The 19,357-nt window shown below is 47.9% G+C and carries 18 protein-coding genes; 2 read left to right on the top strand and 16 right to left on the bottom strand.

All coding sequences use genetic code 11. From position 1 onward, the window contains the following. Nucleotides 1-25 precede the first annotated feature (25 nt). Nucleotides 26-175 carry a hypothetical protein gene (locus AC3WTJ_RS04625; RefSeq protein WP_492520784.1) on the bottom strand — a complete coding sequence of 50 codons (150 nt, stop codon included), beginning with the start codon at nt 173-175 and terminating at the stop codon, nt 26-28. Between AC3WTJ_RS04625 and AC3WTJ_RS04620 the strand changes: the two genes are divergently transcribed. Further along, entirely contained in the window at nt 174-1,523 is a 1,350-nt protein-coding gene (locus AC3WTJ_RS04620) for an MATE family efflux transporter (protein ID WP_492520783.1), read from the top strand. The genes AC3WTJ_RS04625 and AC3WTJ_RS04620 overlap by 2 nt on opposite strands. A 17-nt stretch (nt 1,524-1,540) precedes the next feature. Here the strand turns inward: AC3WTJ_RS04620 and AC3WTJ_RS04615 are convergent, their stop codons facing one another. Together AC3WTJ_RS04615 and AC3WTJ_RS04610 are read right to left on the bottom strand one after the other, a co-directional pair. After that, nucleotides 1,541-1,993, bottom strand: a complete 453-nt coding sequence (locus AC3WTJ_RS04615) for a GNAT family N-acetyltransferase (protein ID WP_492520782.1) — start codon at nt 1,991-1,993, stop codon at nt 1,541-1,543. Nucleotides 1,994-2,033: 40 nt separating this feature from the next. Then, nucleotides 2,034-3,407, bottom strand: a complete 1,374-nt coding sequence (locus AC3WTJ_RS04610; RefSeq protein WP_492520781.1) for an aminotransferase-like domain-containing protein — start codon at nt 3,405-3,407, stop codon at nt 2,034-2,036. 120 nt (nt 3,408-3,527) lie between these two features. Between AC3WTJ_RS04610 and AC3WTJ_RS04605 the strand changes: the two genes are divergently transcribed. Next, nucleotides 3,528-4,394: a DMT family transporter gene (locus tag AC3WTJ_RS04605; RefSeq protein ID WP_492520780.1), complete on the top strand. Its 867-nt coding sequence runs from the start codon at nt 3,528-3,530 to the stop codon at nt 4,392-4,394. A gap of 698 nt (nt 4,395-5,092) precedes the next feature. Here AC3WTJ_RS04605 and AC3WTJ_RS04600 read toward each other — a convergent pair. The 13 genes from AC3WTJ_RS04600 to AC3WTJ_RS04540 form a co-directional block, all read right to left on the bottom strand. Beyond that, a complete protein-coding gene (locus tag AC3WTJ_RS04600; RefSeq protein ID WP_492520779.1) occupies nt 5,093-6,043 on the bottom strand; it encodes a DUF1861 family protein in 951 nt (316 codons plus the stop codon). A gap of 46 nt (nt 6,044-6,089) precedes the next feature. Further along, nucleotides 6,090-7,097 (bottom strand): glycoside hydrolase family 130 protein, encoded by a 1,008-nt coding sequence (locus tag AC3WTJ_RS04595; protein WP_492520778.1) that lies wholly within the window; start codon nt 7,095-7,097, stop codon nt 6,090-6,092. A 27-nt stretch (nt 7,098-7,124) separates the two neighbouring features. Further along, nucleotides 7,125-8,687, bottom strand: coding sequence for an extracellular solute-binding protein (locus AC3WTJ_RS04590; protein WP_492520777.1), 1,563 nt, complete (start codon nt 8,685-8,687; stop codon nt 7,125-7,127). Nucleotides 8,688-8,772: 85 nt separating this feature from the next. Further along, nucleotides 8,773-9,648: a carbohydrate ABC transporter permease gene (locus AC3WTJ_RS04585; protein WP_492520776.1), complete on the bottom strand. Its 876-nt coding sequence runs from the start codon at nt 9,646-9,648 to the stop codon at nt 8,773-8,775. Between the two features lie 31 nt (nt 9,649-9,679). Continuing rightward, entirely contained in the window at nt 9,680-10,576 is an 897-nt protein-coding gene (locus AC3WTJ_RS04580; RefSeq protein ID WP_246069180.1) for an ABC transporter permease, read from the bottom strand. Nucleotides 10,577-10,748: 172 nt separating this feature from the next. Further along, complete coding sequence (locus AC3WTJ_RS04575) at nt 10,749-12,416, bottom strand: extracellular solute-binding protein (protein WP_492520775.1); 1,668 nt, start codon at nt 12,414-12,416, stop codon at nt 10,749-10,751. Nucleotides 12,417-12,428: 12 nt separating this feature from the next. Next, a complete protein-coding gene (locus tag AC3WTJ_RS04570) occupies nt 12,429-13,970 on the bottom strand; it encodes a response regulator transcription factor (RefSeq protein WP_492520774.1) in 1,542 nt (513 codons plus the stop codon). Next, a complete protein-coding gene (locus AC3WTJ_RS04565; RefSeq protein WP_492520773.1) occupies nt 13,951-15,792 on the bottom strand; it encodes a sensor histidine kinase in 1,842 nt (613 codons plus the stop codon). The genes AC3WTJ_RS04570 and AC3WTJ_RS04565 overlap by 20 nt, the downstream gene beginning before the upstream one ends. Nucleotides 15,793-16,088: 296 nt before the next feature. Continuing rightward, a complete protein-coding gene (locus AC3WTJ_RS04560; RefSeq protein WP_492520772.1) occupies nt 16,089-17,063 on the bottom strand; it encodes a stalk domain-containing protein in 975 nt (324 codons plus the stop codon). Nucleotides 17,064-17,117: 54 nt separating this feature from the next. Next, the gene (locus tag AC3WTJ_RS04555) at nt 17,118-17,591 is read right to left on the bottom strand and encodes a phosphotransferase family protein (protein WP_492520771.1); all 474 of its coding nucleotides are present in this window, start codon (nt 17,589-17,591) and stop codon (nt 17,118-17,120) included. Continuing rightward, nucleotides 17,558-18,007, bottom strand: a complete 450-nt coding sequence (locus AC3WTJ_RS04550; protein WP_492520770.1) for a hypothetical protein — start codon at nt 18,005-18,007, stop codon at nt 17,558-17,560. The genes AC3WTJ_RS04555 and AC3WTJ_RS04550 overlap by 34 nt, the downstream gene beginning before the upstream one ends. Before the next feature lie 18 nt (nt 18,008-18,025). After that, nucleotides 18,026-18,442: a hypothetical protein gene (locus AC3WTJ_RS04545; RefSeq protein WP_492520769.1), complete on the bottom strand. Its 417-nt coding sequence runs from the start codon at nt 18,440-18,442 to the stop codon at nt 18,026-18,028. A 109-nt stretch (nt 18,443-18,551) separates the two neighbouring features. Beyond that, entirely contained in the window at nt 18,552-18,944 is a 393-nt protein-coding gene (locus tag AC3WTJ_RS04540) for a DoxX family protein (RefSeq protein WP_492520768.1), read from the bottom strand. Nucleotides 18,945-19,357: the final 413 nt, after the last annotated feature.

Here is a 19,357-nt window from a genome sequence, read left to right as displayed (position 1 = left end):
GATTATCATACCACTATGGATTATGTTAATAAATCATTAACACGCAATATTCTTCTTTGACGGAGTCAATATAAGCAATGATTTGCCCACATTTTGCAAAGAAAACGGTTTCATCATCCCCCAAGATAAAGAGAAGATTCATATTGCGCAGCATCGAAGGAGCTCTTCTAGCCATGACCACTCCAAAAAGACTAGGCCTATTTGCCATTACGTGGCCTTTATTTATTGAATCATCCTTGCAAGTGTTTATGCGAACTTCGGATACGTTCATCGTGAGTCATATTTCGGATGAAGCCGTTGCAGCGGTTGGCGTCAGCAATCAGCTCATTATTTTTTTATTTTTGCTGTTGCAAGTCATCTCAACCGGTTCAGCCATCGTGATTTCACAATGTTTGGGCGCGAATAAAAGCAGAGACGTCAAGAAGTTTGCCGCTGGAGCCATCGCGCTTAATTTCCTGTTCGGCTTTCTGGTCAGCCTGTGTATCGTATGCTTCAGTAGACAGCTGCTGCAGCCCTTCGGGTTGGAGCCAGCTGCACTGGAGCAGGCCCGCATCTACTTCTCAATCGTAGGCGGCTCTTTATTTATTCAGGCCGTTAATCTGACCATTGCATCTATCACGCAGGTGCATGGGTACACAAGATATACAATGGCGGTCAGCTTAGGCGTTAACCTCGTCAATTTGACGGGCAGTATTTTATTTGTTTTCGGCCCTTTCGGCTTTCCCAAACTTGGCGTGCCGGGTGTGGCGATCTCAGCAATCGTCAGCCAATTCATTGGACTCCTGGTGTACAGCATCATTTTAAGGAAAATCGTTCGATTGAATTTATCCTTCAGCAATTTCTACAAAGCTAGATTCGCAGATCTAAAAAAAATCTTGACCATCGGGATTCCGACAGCCGGGGGCTCCCTCGTCTATTCGATCAGCCAACTGATGACGACCTATTTCATCACGCAGCTGGGCGCTGAGATGCTTTCCACCCGGATTTATACCCAAAATATCATGACATTCATTATGGTGCTGGCCATCTCCCTTGGACGGGGAACTCAAATTATTATCGGCCGACTCGTCGGCGCCGGGGAAAAGGAGGAGGCTTACAGGCAGTTGTTTCGCAGCTTGCTGCTCAGCTTACTGCTTTCACTTGCCGCGGTGACCTTAACCGTTTTGTTCAGAAAACAGTTGATCGGTATGTTTACGGATAACGTCGAAATCATTACACTGGGGGCGTTTTTACTGACATTTGGTTTCCTTCTCGAGCCTATACGCTGTCTGAACATTGTGATAGGTGAAGCCCTCAGGGCTGCCGGTGATGCGCGATTCATTCTTCTTATTGGCGTGGGTGTCATCATGGGACTGTGTGTCCCGTTGACCTATTGGGTAGGCATTCGTCTAGGGTACGGACTCGTAGGGATGTGGGGCGTATTCATCATGGATGAAGGCTTGCGGGGACTTCTCTTATTATTCCGCTGGAAAAGCAGGGCCTGGGAGAACAAAGTGTTGGTCACCAGAGAGGAAGCAGGCTAGATGGAGCCATCTAGCCTTTATAAATCTTGAGATAACCGAATCATATCGATGACTTGTATCCCATTTTCAATAATTTCTTCCTCATAATGTCTAATAAAAAAGTCTTTGTCTATGCCCGTTATTCTAAAACCGCATTTCTGATAAAGGGCCAGCTGCCCGACGCTCGAATTTCCGGTGCCTACCTCGATGGTTTTAAATCCGAGTCCCGTGGAAGTTTGTATGGCATGCTTCACTAGCTGTTTTCCGAATCCTTTGCCATGATGCCGTTCATCTACTGCTACATTTACTAACTCTACTGTATCGGGTCTTGTTGGCAGCAACACATAGACACCTACAATCTGCTCATGCAATAAGCCAATAAAGCATTGCCCTCTTTGAAGATAGCCTTCGACAAGCTTCTGTGAGGGATCCGCTAACAATAGCAGCTCTAATGGCGGTTGTTCCTTCTTTTTTAACTCTCGTATTTGCATGTTTCTTACGCCTCGATTCTTAGGAAGTGCTCAAAAGTTCTCAAATCCATGCGAATGGCTTAGGGGAACTGCTTATAGGTTGGGCACGCTCCACTTCCTCGGCAATGATGCGAATGCCCTCTTCCATATCCTGTTCATCCGTCCGTATGATGCTAAGCCGCAGCAAGTTCATTTTCGGATAAGAAGAAAGATACTGCTGATCGGAAGGCACCACATCAACTCCCCGAATTTCCAACCGCCTCACCATTTCTTCTGTATGAGAGCCCGGAAGGCGTATTGCAGCGAAAACCCCTCCGCTAGACTGTACGGAATATAAAGATTCCCGTGGCAATAGTCGCTTTGCAATTTCACCTAATGTTTTGATGCGATGATGGTACAAAGATTTCATTTGCTTGGCATGATGCGCATACATCCCGGACTTCATGTAAATCTCCAATACACCTTGAGAAAGAACAGAGGTGCTCAGATCCGCGGTTTGTTTATGCAAGTGGAGCAAAGGAATTAACGAATCCGGCACCGCTGCCGCCGCAAGCCTTAAACCAGGCAGCATCACTTTGGAAAAACTTCGCAGATAAATCACATGACTGGCGCCATGATAAGCGCGAATTGGATCAGCTTTCGAATTTGTTTCCAGATCAGCAAGATAATCATCCTCAACGATATAAACGTCGTAAGTTTTGGCAAGCTCTGCTAGTCTCTGCTTCTCTTCTTGCGTATAAGAAGTGCCTAACGGATTATGAAACCGCGGAATGGTATAAAAGAACTTGATCATATTGCTTTGAAAATGGCGCTCCAAGGCTGCCCAGTCCATCCCGTCAGGCGTTCTTTCGATGCCGATGACCGTTTGCTTTTGGGCTTTTAATGCAGCCAGCATCCCCCAATAGGTTGGTTGCTCAACCAGAATGTTCGTTTTTCCGTTAGGAAAAGGCATCCCGGATAGAAGATGAAGAGCTTGCTGCGCGCCTGAGAAGACAAAAATTTGCTGTTCGGAAGCGAACACCTGCTGCTGTTGAAACAGTTTCACAATCTCTTGGCGAAGCGAAAGTAAACCTTGCGGATCGGGATACGTGAAAATCGAATCCTCAAATAGATCCATCGCTTTGTTCATGCATTGACGAAAGTCACTTTGTGAGATCGAGGATGGATCTGGAGCAGCGGAGGCAAAATCGATTCGTTTTGTTTGAATCAAAGGAAGCAGCCCTTCTTGGGCAACAACAAAGTAACCGCTCTTCGGACGGGAATAAACCAGATTTTTGTTTTCAAGTTCCTGATACACGCTAATGATGGTGTTAAGGCTGCAATCATATTTCTCGCTCTGCTTCCGGATTGACGGCAGTTTTTGGCCTGGTTTAATGAGACCACCCACGATGTCAGAGCGGATGCTCTGTATGATGGATTCCTTTTTACTTGTCATACATGCACCTCCAAACAAAATCTGTACCCATACAAACTGAAATAACCTCAGTGTACACTGCCCATTGTACCTAATATAATACAAATCACCAAGTAAAAGATCTATTCGAGGTGATTTAAAATGAATAAAACGGCAAATGGCTGGTTTAGCGGAATGTTAGGCGTACTTATCTTCAGTGGATCATTGCCGGCAACACGTTTGGCCGTCATGGATTTCCATCCTTTGTTTCTCACCGTATGCCGAGCCGCCATAGCTGGTGTATTGGCAGGCGTATTACTCCTCATCTTCAGGCAGCAACGGCCTATCAAAAGCGATATCGTTCCTCTATTGTTAATAGCGCTTTGTGTGGTTGTAGGGTTCCCCCTGCTGACTGCCCTAGCGCTCCAATATGTTACGGCCTCGCACGCGATTATCTATGTGGGGCTTCTGCCTCTATCGACAGCGATTTTCGGTGTATGGCGAGGCGGTGAACGTCCACGACCGATCTTCTGGATGCTATCCGTCTTGGGCAGCTTCCTTGTCGTAGGATTCGCTTTAACAAATGGGGCTTCCTCTTCGTTTATTGGTGACGGGCTCATGCTGGCGTCTATTATCGCGTGTGGTTACGGTTATGCGGAGGGGGCTAGACTCTCTCGGAGATTAGGGGGATGGCAGGTGATCTCTTGGGCGCTTATCTTGTCGCTTCCCGTTATGGCGCTGCTTTCGTTTTATTTCAAACCGGATTCTTGGTCTAGTACCAGTGTTACGTCTCTCTTGAGCCTTGCTTACGTCTCTTTATTCAGCATGCTCATCGGTTTCGTTTTTTGGTATCGCGGTCTTGCTCTAGGGGGAATAGCAGCCGTCGGGCAGTTGCAGCTCCTTCAGCCTTTCTTTGGTCTTTTATTATCCGCTTTATTATTGCACGAGTCCATTGGATGGCCTGTCTTTATGGTCAATATGGGTGTGGTGTTGTGCGTGGCATTTGCTCGGCGATTTGCGGCGAAGTAGGAAAATTTGAATTACTGCCAGTACGCTTTACTGAGACATTTGGCGGAAGGGGCATCCTCATAAGAGAGTTAACACTAGCTGGCCACTTGGAGGAACTACAGGGCACTATTCTAACAAATTAAGCCCGTTTCCGCGTTCAAGCGGAACTGCAAGGCCCTATTTGACCGCCTAACCCGATTTCTTCAAGAAAACGGACAAATAGAGGACGTCAGTTCCCCTCCACGTGACGAGGAGCCTATTTCGATGGAATAGGGACCTGTAGTTCCCCTCAGAGAGGAACCGCTGGAGCGATGGCAGCGACTGTGACAGCTATGTTGTATTTTGCGCAACCATTTGGCCGTAAAGGAGCCTCACTTCGCCTCTATATTGCACTTTATACAACGATTGTTGCATTTAAAACGCTTACAATTCACCTTTTGCAACAAATGGTTGTATGATGTGCAACGAAAGACCGCAATCGCGGTCTGACCACACCATTACGTTGTATTTACTGCAACGTAGCCCTTCAACTTTGCTGCACAGCCGTCTTTACAACGAAAAATATTTGTTTGAGTAGATTCGATTCCATACTTAGATTTTAACAAAGCCTCCTATTAAAGCTAAAACGCCAATTAACTTTAATAGAAGGCTATAGACCGAACGATTGAACAAAGCATACCAGCTGGCCTGATCAGCAGCAATTAAGACTTTTAATACATCTAAACAATACGCCCATATCCCTCAAATGGATAGTCAATCGTAATACGCCCCGTGTGGCAGTCGCCAATGCCGCTGTAAAGATCGGCTTTCCCGTCAGGTCGCATGGCAATTCCAGAAGCAAACACGCAGTCGACCAACTGCGGCGTCTTGGCAGGTCCCGGAGGATAGCAGGAACGGCTTCCGATCAAATGAAGGTTGGATGACTCCCGGGTAGTTGGATCGAAGACGAGGGCCATGTTCAGGTACACCTTCACTTCCCCTCCGTTCTCATCCTTATCCTTGTAGCAAATGTGGCCGATGACGCCAATTTTACCGCTATCAAGCAGATAAGCCTGATTAACGCCTCCCCATTCGCCTTTCCCAAAAATGCCGTAAATGTACGGTGCGTTTTCGATAACTTCCGCAGTCAGCTCCTCCAGACTGTCAATGACCGTGAAACCAATCATGGATTCGCTTCCGTATTTGACACTCATATCTGCTCTGCGAGGGCGCGAGAACACGCCGATCTTGCCGTCCTGCAGCGGAACAAGACGAATATCCTTCATTTTGTTAGGTCCGGTAGTGAAATAGTACAAATTGTTCAGATCAGTGCCCCGGAAGAAATATCCGAAAAATGTGCTGTATTTGCCACGCTCATATTGCACATGAGTCCCGCCCATGACCAACTCTTCACCGATTTCAGTAACATAAGGATCTTCCAGCGTATAGATCATGCTGTCTTTCACTACAGCCCATTCATCCTGCCCCGTCTCCTCAAATAGGCGGACCCAAGAGCGCGCCCATTCCTCGCGACGTTCTATCCGCCCGAACAAATAACGTTTTCCATCGCGAATGAACGGAATAGAAACATTGTAGACATCAAAACCGTCCACGCCATGAAATACCAAAGCTGCACTTTCATATATCTTTTTTGCCGATTCAAAAGCTAATTTTTGCGCCTTCAGAGTCATTTCACCACACCTGCCTTTGTTTATCCATATACTTAGTTAGACTCGCCTACAAGCACAGACGGAGCAAATCGTCCACATCGGCGGTCGCCAAGCATTCCACCGTATCTGCCGCACCATAATAAATCTTCACTTCACCTGAAGGCTCCAAAATCATGCCACCCGGGAAAATCACATCGTTGCGGAACCCGCCGGACGTCTCGTACTCCGCTTCCGGAGCAAGCAGCGGCGTCCTACTCATGCCCACAATTCGGCTCGGGTCATCGAGATCGAGAAGCATAATGCCGGCTGAATAGCGTTTTTTCCACGTCGGCTCCCAACCGTTTTTGCCGCGCGCGCGGTCAATATCAACGGCATGGAACGTCGTCAGCCAGCCCTTCGCGGTCTTAATCGGCGGCGCACCCGGGCCGACTTTATCGTTGGCGAACGGCACATCCTCCACGCCGAGCACGAGCTTAGAGTTGCCCCAATAGCGCAGGTCGGGCGAGTCACTCAGCCACGTATCAAAACGGTCAACGCCGCCGCGCCCGTATACCGGGAACGGTCGTTCTAACCGAACGTACTTGCTGCCGATTCGTTCCGGAAACAGCACCATGTTCCGGTTATCCGGCACGGACATGCTGAGCACGTCAAAGCGGTTGAAGTCGTCCGTGACGGCAATGCCGCCTCGTACTCCATGCTTCGTATCAACCGCAAAGCACATATAACATCTGCCGTCGATAACGGTTAATCTCGGATCGTAAACGCGAACGACTTCTTCATCGTTCCATGACCAGACTGGTTGCGGCTGCACATTCCAATGTACACCGTCATCGCTAAATGCCAGCCCCAGGTTCGTTGTGCTGGCAGGCTCGATGGTTTCCGCTGCGGCATTGCCGTAATCATTGCGGAATACCATTACGTATTTCCCTTCGTATTTGGCAACACCCGCATTAAACACCATCGCCGGACCGTAAGGTACATCCTTCGGCGATAGCAACGGATTAGCCGGATGACGGCGAATGACCGGACTGGAATGCAACTGTCCGATGATGGTTTGGTTCGTGTTCAAAGACATAGCAGATTCTCCTTTGTAATGTCGCTTTTATTTGCCCAACTTGTTCATATAGTCGATGTATTCTTTCTCGGCATCAGCAGTGGCAGGATACCATTCCTTTTCCAGGAAATCTTTGAATTGCTGCAATGAAATGGTTCCGAGAATGTACTTCATCTCCTGATCGTCCTTTTTCTTCATAAGATCGGGAATCGTTTTGCTCAAATTTGAAATTTTCGGAGACCGCACAGCCGGTACGTTGATGACCGTCATCTGCTTCATCGCATCGTCAAACTGCGTCTTGTATTTATTCAGCCGTTCCGGTGTATCAGCGTTCTCGATGAGTGCCGGTTCTCCATTGACGGCATTGGCGAGCGTCATGTACGTACTCGTCGTGCTGGCCAGTTTCGTCGTTTCGTCGGCGGTACGCGATATACTTTTCGTTGCTGGATCGTAACTGTCATAGGTAAGGCCTTTGATCCCGATTTGGAACAATGTGTTCGCTTCGGCCGTATTCCCCCAGTCCAAAAACTTCAAGACGTCATCCACGTGCTTCGTCGATTTCGGGATCATCCATCCGCCCCACGTCGCCGGTGTCACCCAATCGCTCGCTACGCCTTTGCTATCTTTCAGAACGGCATGATACGTAAACTTCTTATCCGAATCCTTGTCTTTGGACAGGTTGCCCATGACGGTATATTGATGAGCGTAATTGATACCGACGCGGTTCTGGTTCAATTTATCCTGATCGACGTAAATCTTGTTGACCAGAAACTCCGGATCGATCAACTTATCGTCGTTCAACTGTTTCATATACGTCAGGAAAGGGATGTAACCGGACATTTTCTCTCGGATTTTGTAATTGCCGTCCGTATCCTTCGATCCGTTCTGGATCGGTAAGTTGAAAGCGGAGGTCAGGAAGTTGGACGAGTTCCAAATCGTATTGCCGCCGAGCGTCGGGTTGGAGAAGCTGACACAATACGTATCCGCCTTGCCGTTGCCGTCGGGATCGCCCAGCGTAAACGCCTTACACACGTTCGTAAACTCGTCGATCGTTGTCGGCGCTTTCAAATTCAGCTTATCCAACCACGTCTGGTTAATCATATACCCCCAGTGATTGACGACGTTCGTACGTGGAACAATGTAAATTTTGCCGTCGTTTACCGATTTAACACTATCCCACATTTCTTTCGTGATGTTTTTCGTCAGGTTCGGATATTGAGCAATTTTGTCGTCGAGCGGGGTGAGCAAACCGTTCTTAATCCACGTTTCCATGTTGGAATCGGCGCCGCCCCAATTGTAGACTAGATCCGGCAGATCACCGGAAGCCATGAGAACCTGCAACTTGTCGTTGTAATTGTTGATCGGTGGTGCTTCCACCGAAAGCTTGACGTTAGCCAACTTGTTCACTTCGGCGATAACCGGGTTATTGTCAACGACGATCTGCGCATTGACCCTATTGAACATGCTGATGCTGACCGGCTCATTGGTGCCAGACGATGCGCCCCCGCTGCTGCTTGACGTTTCCGAGTTCGGGCCGCAGCCTGCGACGACGGCCGCCAGTAGCGACACGCTGACGAAGGCGCTAAATTTGCGTTTATGCTTCATTTTCATTTTCCAAGACTCCTTCGTAGAAAGTTATATTACAACTGCATGAGAATACAGCTATAATCGAAAAGCATTGCCGGTCCACGCCCTTCTACCCCTTAATGGAGCCGACGAGCAGACCTTGCATGAAAAACCGCTGCAGGAACGGATACACGAGCAAAATCGGCAGCGACGCGAAAATAATAATCGCCATCTTGATCGTAAAAACAGTCACGCCGGCGCTGCTGGCGTCCATCGCATCCTTGGCGAGCCCGCCGTCGTCCACGACCAAATCGCGCAAAATAAGCATTAAAGGCCACAAATCCCGCTTGGACGTATACATAACCGCTGGGAAAAACGTGTTCCACTGCGTCACCGCGTGAAAAATGACGAACGTAGCGATGGCCGGCTTCGACAGGGGCACGATGATTCGCGATAACACTTTCAGCTCGTTGGCGCCGTCGATGAACGCTGCCTCCTCCAGGCTAGGCGGGATGGCGGCGACGAAATTTTTCATCAAAATAAGATTGTAAGCGCTGAGTACTCCGGGCAAAATCAAGCTCCACAGCGTGTTGTACAGATGCAACGATTTCACCAGATAAAAGTTCGGGATAAGCCCACCGTTAAAAAACATCGTGAACGTGATGAGCATAAGCACAGCATTTCGGCCTTTCAGATCCGTTTTGGACAGCGGATAAGCGGAGACTAGCATCAAAACGATGTTTATCGCCACGCCGATGAGCGTAATTAAGATCGTGTTCCTGTAACCGGTCCACATCAAAGGCATGTGCAAAATTTGCTTGTACGCACCGAACTCAATATGGCTCGGGATGAGCTTCATCGGATTTTCCAAATATTCGGAATAAGGCGTAACGGAGAACGAAGCTACATAAATAAACGGGAACAAACAAGCTAGAGAGAACAATGTAACGAACAAATAGTTGATGGCATCGAACGATTTATCGCCAATCGATCGGATTTTCATCATAAGCACCCTCCTCGTCGATCTGCAGCACGGATTACCATATACCGTCCTCCTTCAGCCACTTGGCGATACGGTTACCGGCGAGCAGGAAGATGAGCCCGATCACAGACGTGAAGAGTCCGACAGTTGTACCGAACGAGAACCTTCCGCCGAGAATGCCGACCCGGTACGCATACGTCTCAAACACTTCAGACACATTCAGGTTCATTGGGTTTTGCAGCACGAATATTTGTTCAAAACCGTTGTTCATCACTTGCCCAAGCCGCAAGATCAGCAAAATGACAATCGTTGACTTGATGCCTGGCAGCGTCACGTACCATATCTTTTGCAACCGGCTCGCGCCGTCGATGCTGGCTGATTCGTACAACTCCGAGTTGATACCGGCAATCGCCGCCAAATAGATGATGCTGCCCCATCCGGATTCCTTCCAGATGCTACTGAGCACGACGACGGGGCGGAAATAATGCGGATCGGCGAGAAAAAACACCGGATCGATACCCAGCTGCTTCAGAAAAATGTTGACGAGCCCCCATGCCGGAGACAAGAAGTTAACGAGAATACCGCCGATCACCACCCAAGAGATGAAATGCGGGAGGTAAATGATGGTCTGCGTCAGACGCTGGTACGCCATATTGCGCATCTCGTTCAGCAGCAAGGCCAAAATGATTGGCAGCGGGAAACCAAATACGATCCGCAGGACGCCTAAATAAAAGGAGTTCCAGAACACTTTGTAAAAATCGCTAAGTCCGAACATATACTTAAAATTGTCGAACCCGACCCATGGACTATGGATAATCCCCTTGGAAAAATCAAAATCTTTGAAGGCCATTAGCACGCCGTACATCGGCACATAATTGAATACGAGGAAGTAAACGACGCAAGGCAGCAACAGCAAATACAAATATTTCTTCTTGTTCAAATAACTAAGCACAGCTATCACCTCCACTTTTGTTTTGTCTTGACCAGTTTAATCCTTACGCACCCCCGCAACATCTAGGAATTATGGGAATCTGGATAAAATCTTTAGTTCGCTTGATAGGAATACAAAAGAGCAGCAGCCCGAAAGCGAAGGCTTCCGAGCTGCTGCTCTGATTCCAGTTCATTTATTTTCCCTGTGCGACACGCTGCTCCTTAAAAATGCTATAAATGTCTTTCGTCAAGATGATGCTGTCTCTGTCGTGCGCGTAAAAGTCCCGGTACCAATCATCAACTTGCTTGCCCCCGGCCTGCTCCCACGCTGCAATGGCATCCCGTTTCGCCTGCTCCGGCGTGTAGTCCGGCGTTACAATCGCCTTGATCCAGATATCGCCTGTATCCACATCGACCTGATTTTTCGTAGCATTCAAAATCGCCTGCAGCTCCTTGGGCAGCTGCGGCATTTGCTCGGCGTTCGTCGGACCGGCGATTGGCAGGGAAAAATCGACGTACTCCGAGTTCAGTTCGAACATATTCTTGACTTCCCGCTGAAGCGGATCGTGCATATCCAGCTTCTCGGTGGCGTAATAGCAATTGCCGGCCAAGATTGGTGAAGCTAACATCGCGAAATCACCGGTGGCATAATTGAATTCCGTCCTCCATTTGTCCAGATCCGTCACAACCGGGCATTTACCCGGCTCAGTCCTACTGTGGACGCCTTCAAAACCATAGTACATCGTCTTCATAAAATTATCAGAGGAAGCGAAGTCGACGTACTTCATCACCGCTTCTGGATGCTTCGTGTCGGCATTGACGACTGCTGTCATTTGAATCGGATTGACGAAAACTGAGTTAAACCTCCCCACCGGTGTCGACGGATAGGGGATGACCGTCAGCTCGGCATTCGGCACGTTCCGCTTCAGAGGCGCGTAAGTGTCCGTATAGAAAGTGATGGGCACGTTGAATTGATCCATGTAGATGCCAATTCGATTGTTTAGAAAATCCTGCTTCGCCCGTGCGCCGTTCTTGTCACTCAAAAAGTTCCGATCCACCAGCCCCTCGCTGAACAACTTCCGCTTGAACGCTATTAACGCCTCGATATTATCCCATCCATGCACGAGCTGGCCATCCTTGACGACGAAGTCCGGGTACGTGACGCCAAACATTTCGCTTAGGACATAACCCGAGTTATAGGGTAAAGCAATACCGTACGTATCATTTTTGCCGTTTCCATCGGGGTCCTGCTCCGTGAACGCTTTAGCCACTTCGTAAAGCTCATCTGTCGTCGTGGGGACAGCCAGATGAAGCTTTTTCAGCCAATCTGCGCGTATGAAGATTCCTCTTGTCGGAATTGTCTCGTTAATGCGCCCGAATTGGTATAATTTCCCATCCGCTCCAGTGCCCGCTTTGCGCAGTACCGGGTACTTGCTCAACAGTTCGTTATAGGTCGTACTGTACTTCTCAATCATGTCGTCGATCGGTCGCAACAGTTTGCGGTCGATCAACGTATTTTTAATTTGCGGCGCATACTCCAAAATAAGGTCCGGCGCTTCCCCCGAAGCGAACAGCGCGTTCAGCTTCTGTTCCGACTGAGATCGCGGTACAGCCACGAATCTCGCTTCCACCTCTCCGGTTTCGTTAATCCACTTTGTTATTTTGTTAGTTTCAATCGTCCCTTCGCTGGACGGGATATTGCCACGGTCATAGATGGTCACCGTGATTTTTTCTTTCGTCGAAGTTTTCGGCGCGTCTTCGGCACGGTAATAGCTCGGGCTGGCCGAGCAACCAGCTGTGGCAACAATCAGCGCACCAGCCGCCAGCAGCGGCATGGCCGCACGCTTCAGCACATGCAGCATCTCGGCTCCCCCTTATATGGTAATGTGCTTGCGGTATTCCTTTGGCGATAAGCCGGTGTTTATTTTAAACAATTTAGCGAAATAATTGGGTAAATCGTATCCAACTCTACCCGAAACTTCCGTAACGTTTAGATTCGTATTGGACAGCAGCAGCTTCGCTTTGTCCATACGCACGTCAATTAGGAAATTGACGAAGCTTCGGCCGGTCTCTTTCTTAAACAGATGACTGAAATAAGCGGCGTTCAAATGAACGTGCGAGGCGACCTGCTGTAACGATAGCTGCTCAGCATAGCGCTCTTCGATGTAACGGACCGCCCGCAACACTGCGTTAGAGCTGTAACGGTTTTGCCATTCCAGATAATCCTGCATAAACCGCTCCGTCTCCGCCTTCATCCAAGCGCACACTTCGTTTCCACTGCGGCATTCGTTCAGCTTTCCGATACGCTCCGTCAAAGCGCGAGCGTCATACTCCCGCTCCAACTGCTTACGTGCCACGTCCTGCAGGGCGAAGCTGAGCGACATTGCCTCAATCGGCAGGGCTTCTGCATCTATAGCTCTCATTTCTTTTATCAGCTCATCCAAGTAATGCTGCAGTGCTTCCGCTTGTCCAGCCATAATTAATGCCGCTGCCTGAGCGCCAATGAGCTGCTGCCGGATGCGGTTGACCGGCAGCTCAACTTCCGGCTTGCCGCCATGATTTACAGAGACGTGGCTCTGCGCACTCTCTGCCAGTGCCGCCTCGTATAAGTCGGCGAGCTCGCTGAGACTGCGAACATGCCCGGCACCATGTACGAGGACCGACAGACCGAGCAGTTGCCGCACCGTTCTGCAAGCTGCGTCCAGAAGCCGCTCTTCCTCAGCACTAGCTTCGGCAGGCAGGAGCAAGGCGAAGCGTCCGGCTTCGATTAACAGCAGCCTGCCCCAAGTTTCATACACATCTAGAAGCTCACCTATAATGTTAAGGACAGCGTATTGCAACAGCGGCACATCTCTTTTCATATACCCACGATCATCAGGGAGAAAATCGGCAACATGCAACACGAACAACCTGCTGCAGCGCAGCTCCCTTTCCAACTCGGGAACCGCTTCTTGGCGATACGGAAAACGCAGGAACACGGCGCGCAGCGCGTTTTCCTGCAGGAGCTGACGCTCACTCGCCTCCTTGCGTGCGGCCATCTGCTTCTTTTGCACAAATTCATCTGCCTTAGAAAGGGCTTCATGCATGTCAGGTTTGCTGCACGGCTTGACGAGCAAATCGAGCGCACCGCTGCGAAGCGCTGTTTGCGCGTAATGAAAATCTTGAAACCCCGTAATGACAATGAACTCGATGTCCGGGAAGACGGCCTTCGTGCTTCTCAGTAGTTCCAGACCATCCATGACCGGCATCCGAATATCGGTAACGACGAGATCAGGTTGAAGCTCGGCGATGAGACTCTCCGCCACCAAGCCGTTCTCCGCCTCGCCGCAAACTTCCCAGCTCGCTTCGCTGCCTGCGATCATCTTGGCGAGGCCTTTGCGAAATAAAGGTTCATCTTCAACTAACAAAATGCGCATCAGGAACCATCCTCCTTTCCTCTGTGTACTCCATTTCATAGGGTAGTTTGACTTGAATGAGCGTCCCTTGCGCCAACCGCCGAATATCCATTCCATACGACTCGCCGTGCACCAAGTAAATACGCCGCAGCACGTTGCGCACTCCGAGCCGTTCCCGCTCACCTCTCTCGTCGTACAAGGTCCGGTCGTCGAGCAATTGATGAATCATTTCAGGAGAAATCCCGTGTCCGTTATCCTCAATTTCAACCCACATTTCGGTCTCCCTGCGGCTGACACGAATCGCGAGCCGCTTGCTCGCTGTTTGATCCAAAAACGCATGAACGAATACGTTCTCGACAAGAGGCTGCAGCAGCAACCGCTGCATACGGCAGCCTAATAGCTCCTCCGGAGCTTCGATACTGACATGTAACTCATCGCCATGCCGCGCTTCCTGAATCCTGATATAGTTGCGGATTTGCGCAAGCTCGTCTCGCAGAGTACTTGACGTCGATACGGGAGCGAGCGAGTAGCGCAGCAGATCCGACAAGCTGGTGACGAGCGCCGCCGTTTCCTCATCGTCGTAGAGCAGCATGATTTTCCAATAAATCGAATTGAGCGCATTGTGCAAAAAATGTGGATTCAACTGCGCCTGCAAAGCCTTGAGCTCGGCTTCCTGCTCGCTCAGTTTACTGACGTATACTTCCTGAATGAGCGACTGAATATCAGCGACCATTTTATTAAAGCTATCAGTAAGAAAAGCAAACTCATCATTGGACGTACGTGGGAGGACCGTCCGTAGGTTGCCTTCGCGCACCCGCTGCATCGCCCTCACGAGCACATGCAGAGGCTTCAGCATTTTGCCGCTAAAAAACGACACGCTTACCGCCATCAACACGATACTGACAAGCCCGAATGCAAGAGCCAAGTGATAGACCGTGCGCCCCTTGTCCTTAATATCAACGAGCGAAATGCCGCTGACCAGCTTCAACGAACGAGGTTCGTAGATGCTTTTTACGAACAAATAATCGTTGCCGCCGCGATGCTCAATGAAGCTGCCCGGCCCCTTGCCCGGGGCGGGATCGAAACCGGGACTGCCTTCGGGTTCCCGGCTATACAACAGTCGATCGTATTTATCGTAAATATACGCTCCGGCTGTTTGTCCCGCCATGAGCGGATCTAACAAACTGCCGAAGTATTGTTCGTCAATAACGAGGATCAGCATGCCGTATACCGTCTGCTGCTCGGTCGACTTCAGCCAACGCGCAGCGACGAGACTGCTCTTCTCCCCGGTCGGCTCGTAGAAATCGGGAATATTCATCCGCTGCCAGACGATTTCTGCTGAAGCATTGTTCATCCCCTTTTTAACTCGCTCGTAAAAATCCGGGAACTGAAGCTGAATGGATGGGTTCGCCTGGCTGAAATACATGTTGTAGCCTTGCAAATCAACGATGTAGACGGCACGAATGTGCGTCGTTTCATTCTTGAGCGGCAGCAGAACGTTCTCAAGGTTCCGCTCCAGCATGAAGTTGCGATACTCGACACTTTCTCCGGGTGCCGGTTCGGCGTGCATATTTTGCACAATGCGTTCGACATAAGAATTGAAAATCACGAAGTCCGTGATGCGGTAAATATCCTGTATTTTGGAGCCGATCTGTTCAATCGTTTGCTCGCTCGTTTTCAAGTACTGCTTGCTGATCTCACTTTCGAACAAGTTCAAATTCATTTTGTACGATATATAGCCGGTGACGAGCGAGCAAATCGTAATAATAACCGAAAGCGACAATATTAGCTTCACTTTGAAGTGCTGATTGATGTATTGGAGCACATTGGTATGCTTCATCATAGCTGTTTCCTCTTCCCGCAATAACAGACATTGGCTTCCCCCTATTATAATGACTCCTTGTCACTCTTGCAGCCAGCAAAATTGCAAAAATGGATAAAATTTTTAGATGTTTAGATATTGGGTTGTGTAACGTCAAACAATCCTCACCGATTTGGTGAAGATTGTTTGATGATACACAACCCTGAGGGGTTTCATAAGTCCTTGGTGCGTTGAGACGAATGGGTGTGGTGTTGCCATGGATGATTCTCCCCGATCTGCGTGACCTTCAAATAAGTTCATTATCAGTTATGTAATAATTATTCAGGTTTCTTGACTCTCAGCTCAACCGGCATAAGATCATACAACTTGTTGACATTCACTTTTTCTATATTTAAAAGCGCAACAAACGTATACAATCGTCCATCTTTAATTCCGATGATCGAAGAAAGGCTTTTATCAGAGAAAACATATCCGTTGTAATTATAGAACGGGCTCCCAATAATATTACTGGCAACTGGCGGCACCTCGTAAACTCTTGCCCCGTCTACTTCACCTAAATACCGGATTGGCATTTGTTCAAGCTCACTTTCGGTATCAATGTGGTACCTCCGGAACTCCCGGATCTTTGCTTCGTCCAGTTCTCTGTTGTCTTTCACCTCTACCTGAAAATAATACATTGTATTACCTACTTCATTCCAATTTGAGCCTAGTTCCAACGTATACACTCCAGGTTCTTCTGGAAGGCGAAAAGACCCGTCTACTTCTGACGTTAAGCGTTGCTTACTTTTATAGTCAGAAATCCATATATTTTGTGGTTCTAGTGCCCTCGGGTATTTGACGACAAGCTTGGCATTCGGATAGGCTCCGACCGAATTATAACGATGAACCTTAAGAAGCTGATCTGGAAGCAAGCTATTTATGCACACCACCTGCCAACAGGTACTTCCCTGCAATGTGGGGATTTCCTTCTTATCGGACCCAAACAAAACCGTCGGGACTGGTGCCATGACCTCGTCGTCGAACTTTACGCTCGTTTGCTGAATGGTAACCGTTTGCGTCGCATTTTCATATTCAACATTTGCCGACATGTTCTCTGCCACATAGCGTATAGGCACATAAACGTGTCCATTGTACATCAAAGTTGAGTATTCTTGGCTATCCAGTGTCTTGGGCAACCCATTGATCACTATCCGCCCGTGAAAGAGAAGATTGTCTAATGTATCTGATGCATAGGCAGCCGTGGCTATGGATAATACAAACCCACAAATAAACCCAATTGTATATTTCTTCATACACGCCTCCAATTATCCTTTTATATCTTTATAGTGAATAAATTGGAAAAAGTTTCATTCGTTTCGTTTCCCCAACCAAGCCTCCACAGCCCTAACCCTTGGTTCGATACTATCCCAATGGTTCATGCAATGATAAAGAATCATTTCCAGATCATTTTCATTCTGCGCCTCTTCCGTGTTGCGATACAGAATATTCATTAACCAAGTGGTTAGATTCCGGAGATGGTGACGATAAGCGTAAAAGCGTAATAAATCAGGATTAATCGTCACAGTTGTACCTGTATGCTTTTCATACGTAGAGAAAAAAACACCGAATTCCTCACCTATATAGCCTACCAAATCAAATTCCGGAGGCGCAATCATCGCTGATTCCCAGTCAATAAAATACAAACCGTACTCACAACGGATCAAATTCCCTCCCCAAATATCACCGTGGCACAGTACTTTCACTTTTGTATCAGCTATGGCTGTGCCACGAAGTTTACGCACGAGATTCAACAAGACAATAACCTGTTCTTTCTTTGCCAAAACAATGCCACCGATGTAGCAATGGTTTCAAAAATTTCCTTTGAAAACGGATATGATTCCGCCAATGTCTGCCCTTCAATAAAGTTAAACAAGACTACCGTGATGTCAATGAAAGTCGTTTTAAAACCGCCACTCTGATTCTTAATAGGATATGCGATGTTCGGAAAAAGTCCTTGATGATACATTTGCCAAGTTAATGGTAAGTAGTATGGAAGGCGCTCAACACTACTTCTTTGTTTGTCATTATGATGGTCAAATAATTTCAGAAAGTATCGTTCCCCGTTTGTGCATTTCAACCAATAAGAGTAAGCTGAATCCCCCATAGGTATGAAGTTAACGCTTTCAACTTGTATCCCGTATTCTTTATGAAGCTTCGTTATAAGATCACTATCTTTGATTCGATATTTAACTTTCAAACTTTCCTCCCCCTCTCATTATTCGGCGGATTGCTTGTACATGATGATAAACACCTGTTTAATAAAATCCCTCTCTTCCATAGACAGCGTGTAAATCTGCGGCTTCTTATCGCTAGGAAGCGCGTTAAAGCTATGCCAGGCCTGTTCCATTCCTTTAAGGATATCTGGGTCTCCCTGCGATCGTTGTGCATTTAGTTCCGTTAAGGACCGTGCCAGATTCTGCGCTTCCAAGCTACCTGGATCGGCATCTGCTGCCACAAGCCTTTTGAGCTCTGCTCGAAACAGAGTATATTGAAGGTGCGATTCTTCGGTGAACTCCTGGTCTGCAAGCTTCTTTAACGCCTCTTGTGAATATGAATTTACAGCCAGATTACGCATCGTTTTCCGTTCATCGGGGATCAAATATTTATTAACCCATTCCGGTTTCAATTCCATCTGCATAACCTCCATTAGTTTCTTATAAAATCTGCCCTAATTTAAAATGAAAAAGCCGCATTACCTGCGACTTTTCATGTAACCATGTTCCTCTTTTGCCCCGCCCACACTATTGTTGCATGGAAAAGATCTTGCGTACTTGCTCATTCCTCAACCAAAGACCTCCCCAAACCAGCACTGCGAGATAGACAGGAAATAGAGTCGTGGAAAAAAGCGGAGCATCTAAACGAATCTGAGTCGCCATTACACCTCCAAAATAACCGGTCAACAGTATAGCACCCAGGATCGTTGTACGTGGCACCAAATAAAGAACGGTTGAAAGAAGTCCGAGTATGCCCATCACATAAATATGATGCTCCTGGAAACCAAGCGAATTGACAGAATCGACAACAAATGAAGGTTTAAATAATTTCATGATACTGTCAAGCAACATAAATAAAATGGCTATTCCGCTCATCACTCTCGCCGTCCATAGTCGTCCTTTAGAAATTGTTCTTGTCATTGTCCATCTCTCCTTTAACTGATTCACTAAAATTTTGTCTTTCTAAGAGTACAACGAATAAACAATGGTGAAATCGACATAGGGGAAATTTTTTTTATAAAATCCTCGTGCACATGCAGCCATGCTCTTACACTCTCTCATACCGAAGTGTCATTAATATCTTAACACATATTGGAAGTATCCTGCCCAAATGTCATCTTGTTCCTCTCATCTGATTTTTGACTAGAGGAGTTAATTCCTCCTCCGTAGTTTGGCTTGTTAACAGCCCGGTAGGAGCGAATTTTTAGGGTGGAGAACGCTATTACTGAGACAGTTGGTGAAGGCGTAACCTCATCCTAGCGTTAAGTTCATCAACCATTTACGCCTGAGGAACAGGGAGAAAACACTCAAGCGATTGCGTGCTCTACACAAGT

This window comes from Paenibacillus sp. FW101-FHT12H11 (assembly GCF_058790355.1).
Note: the sequence above shows the minus strand (reverse complement) of the source record. Positions and strands in the feature narration are given on the sequence as shown.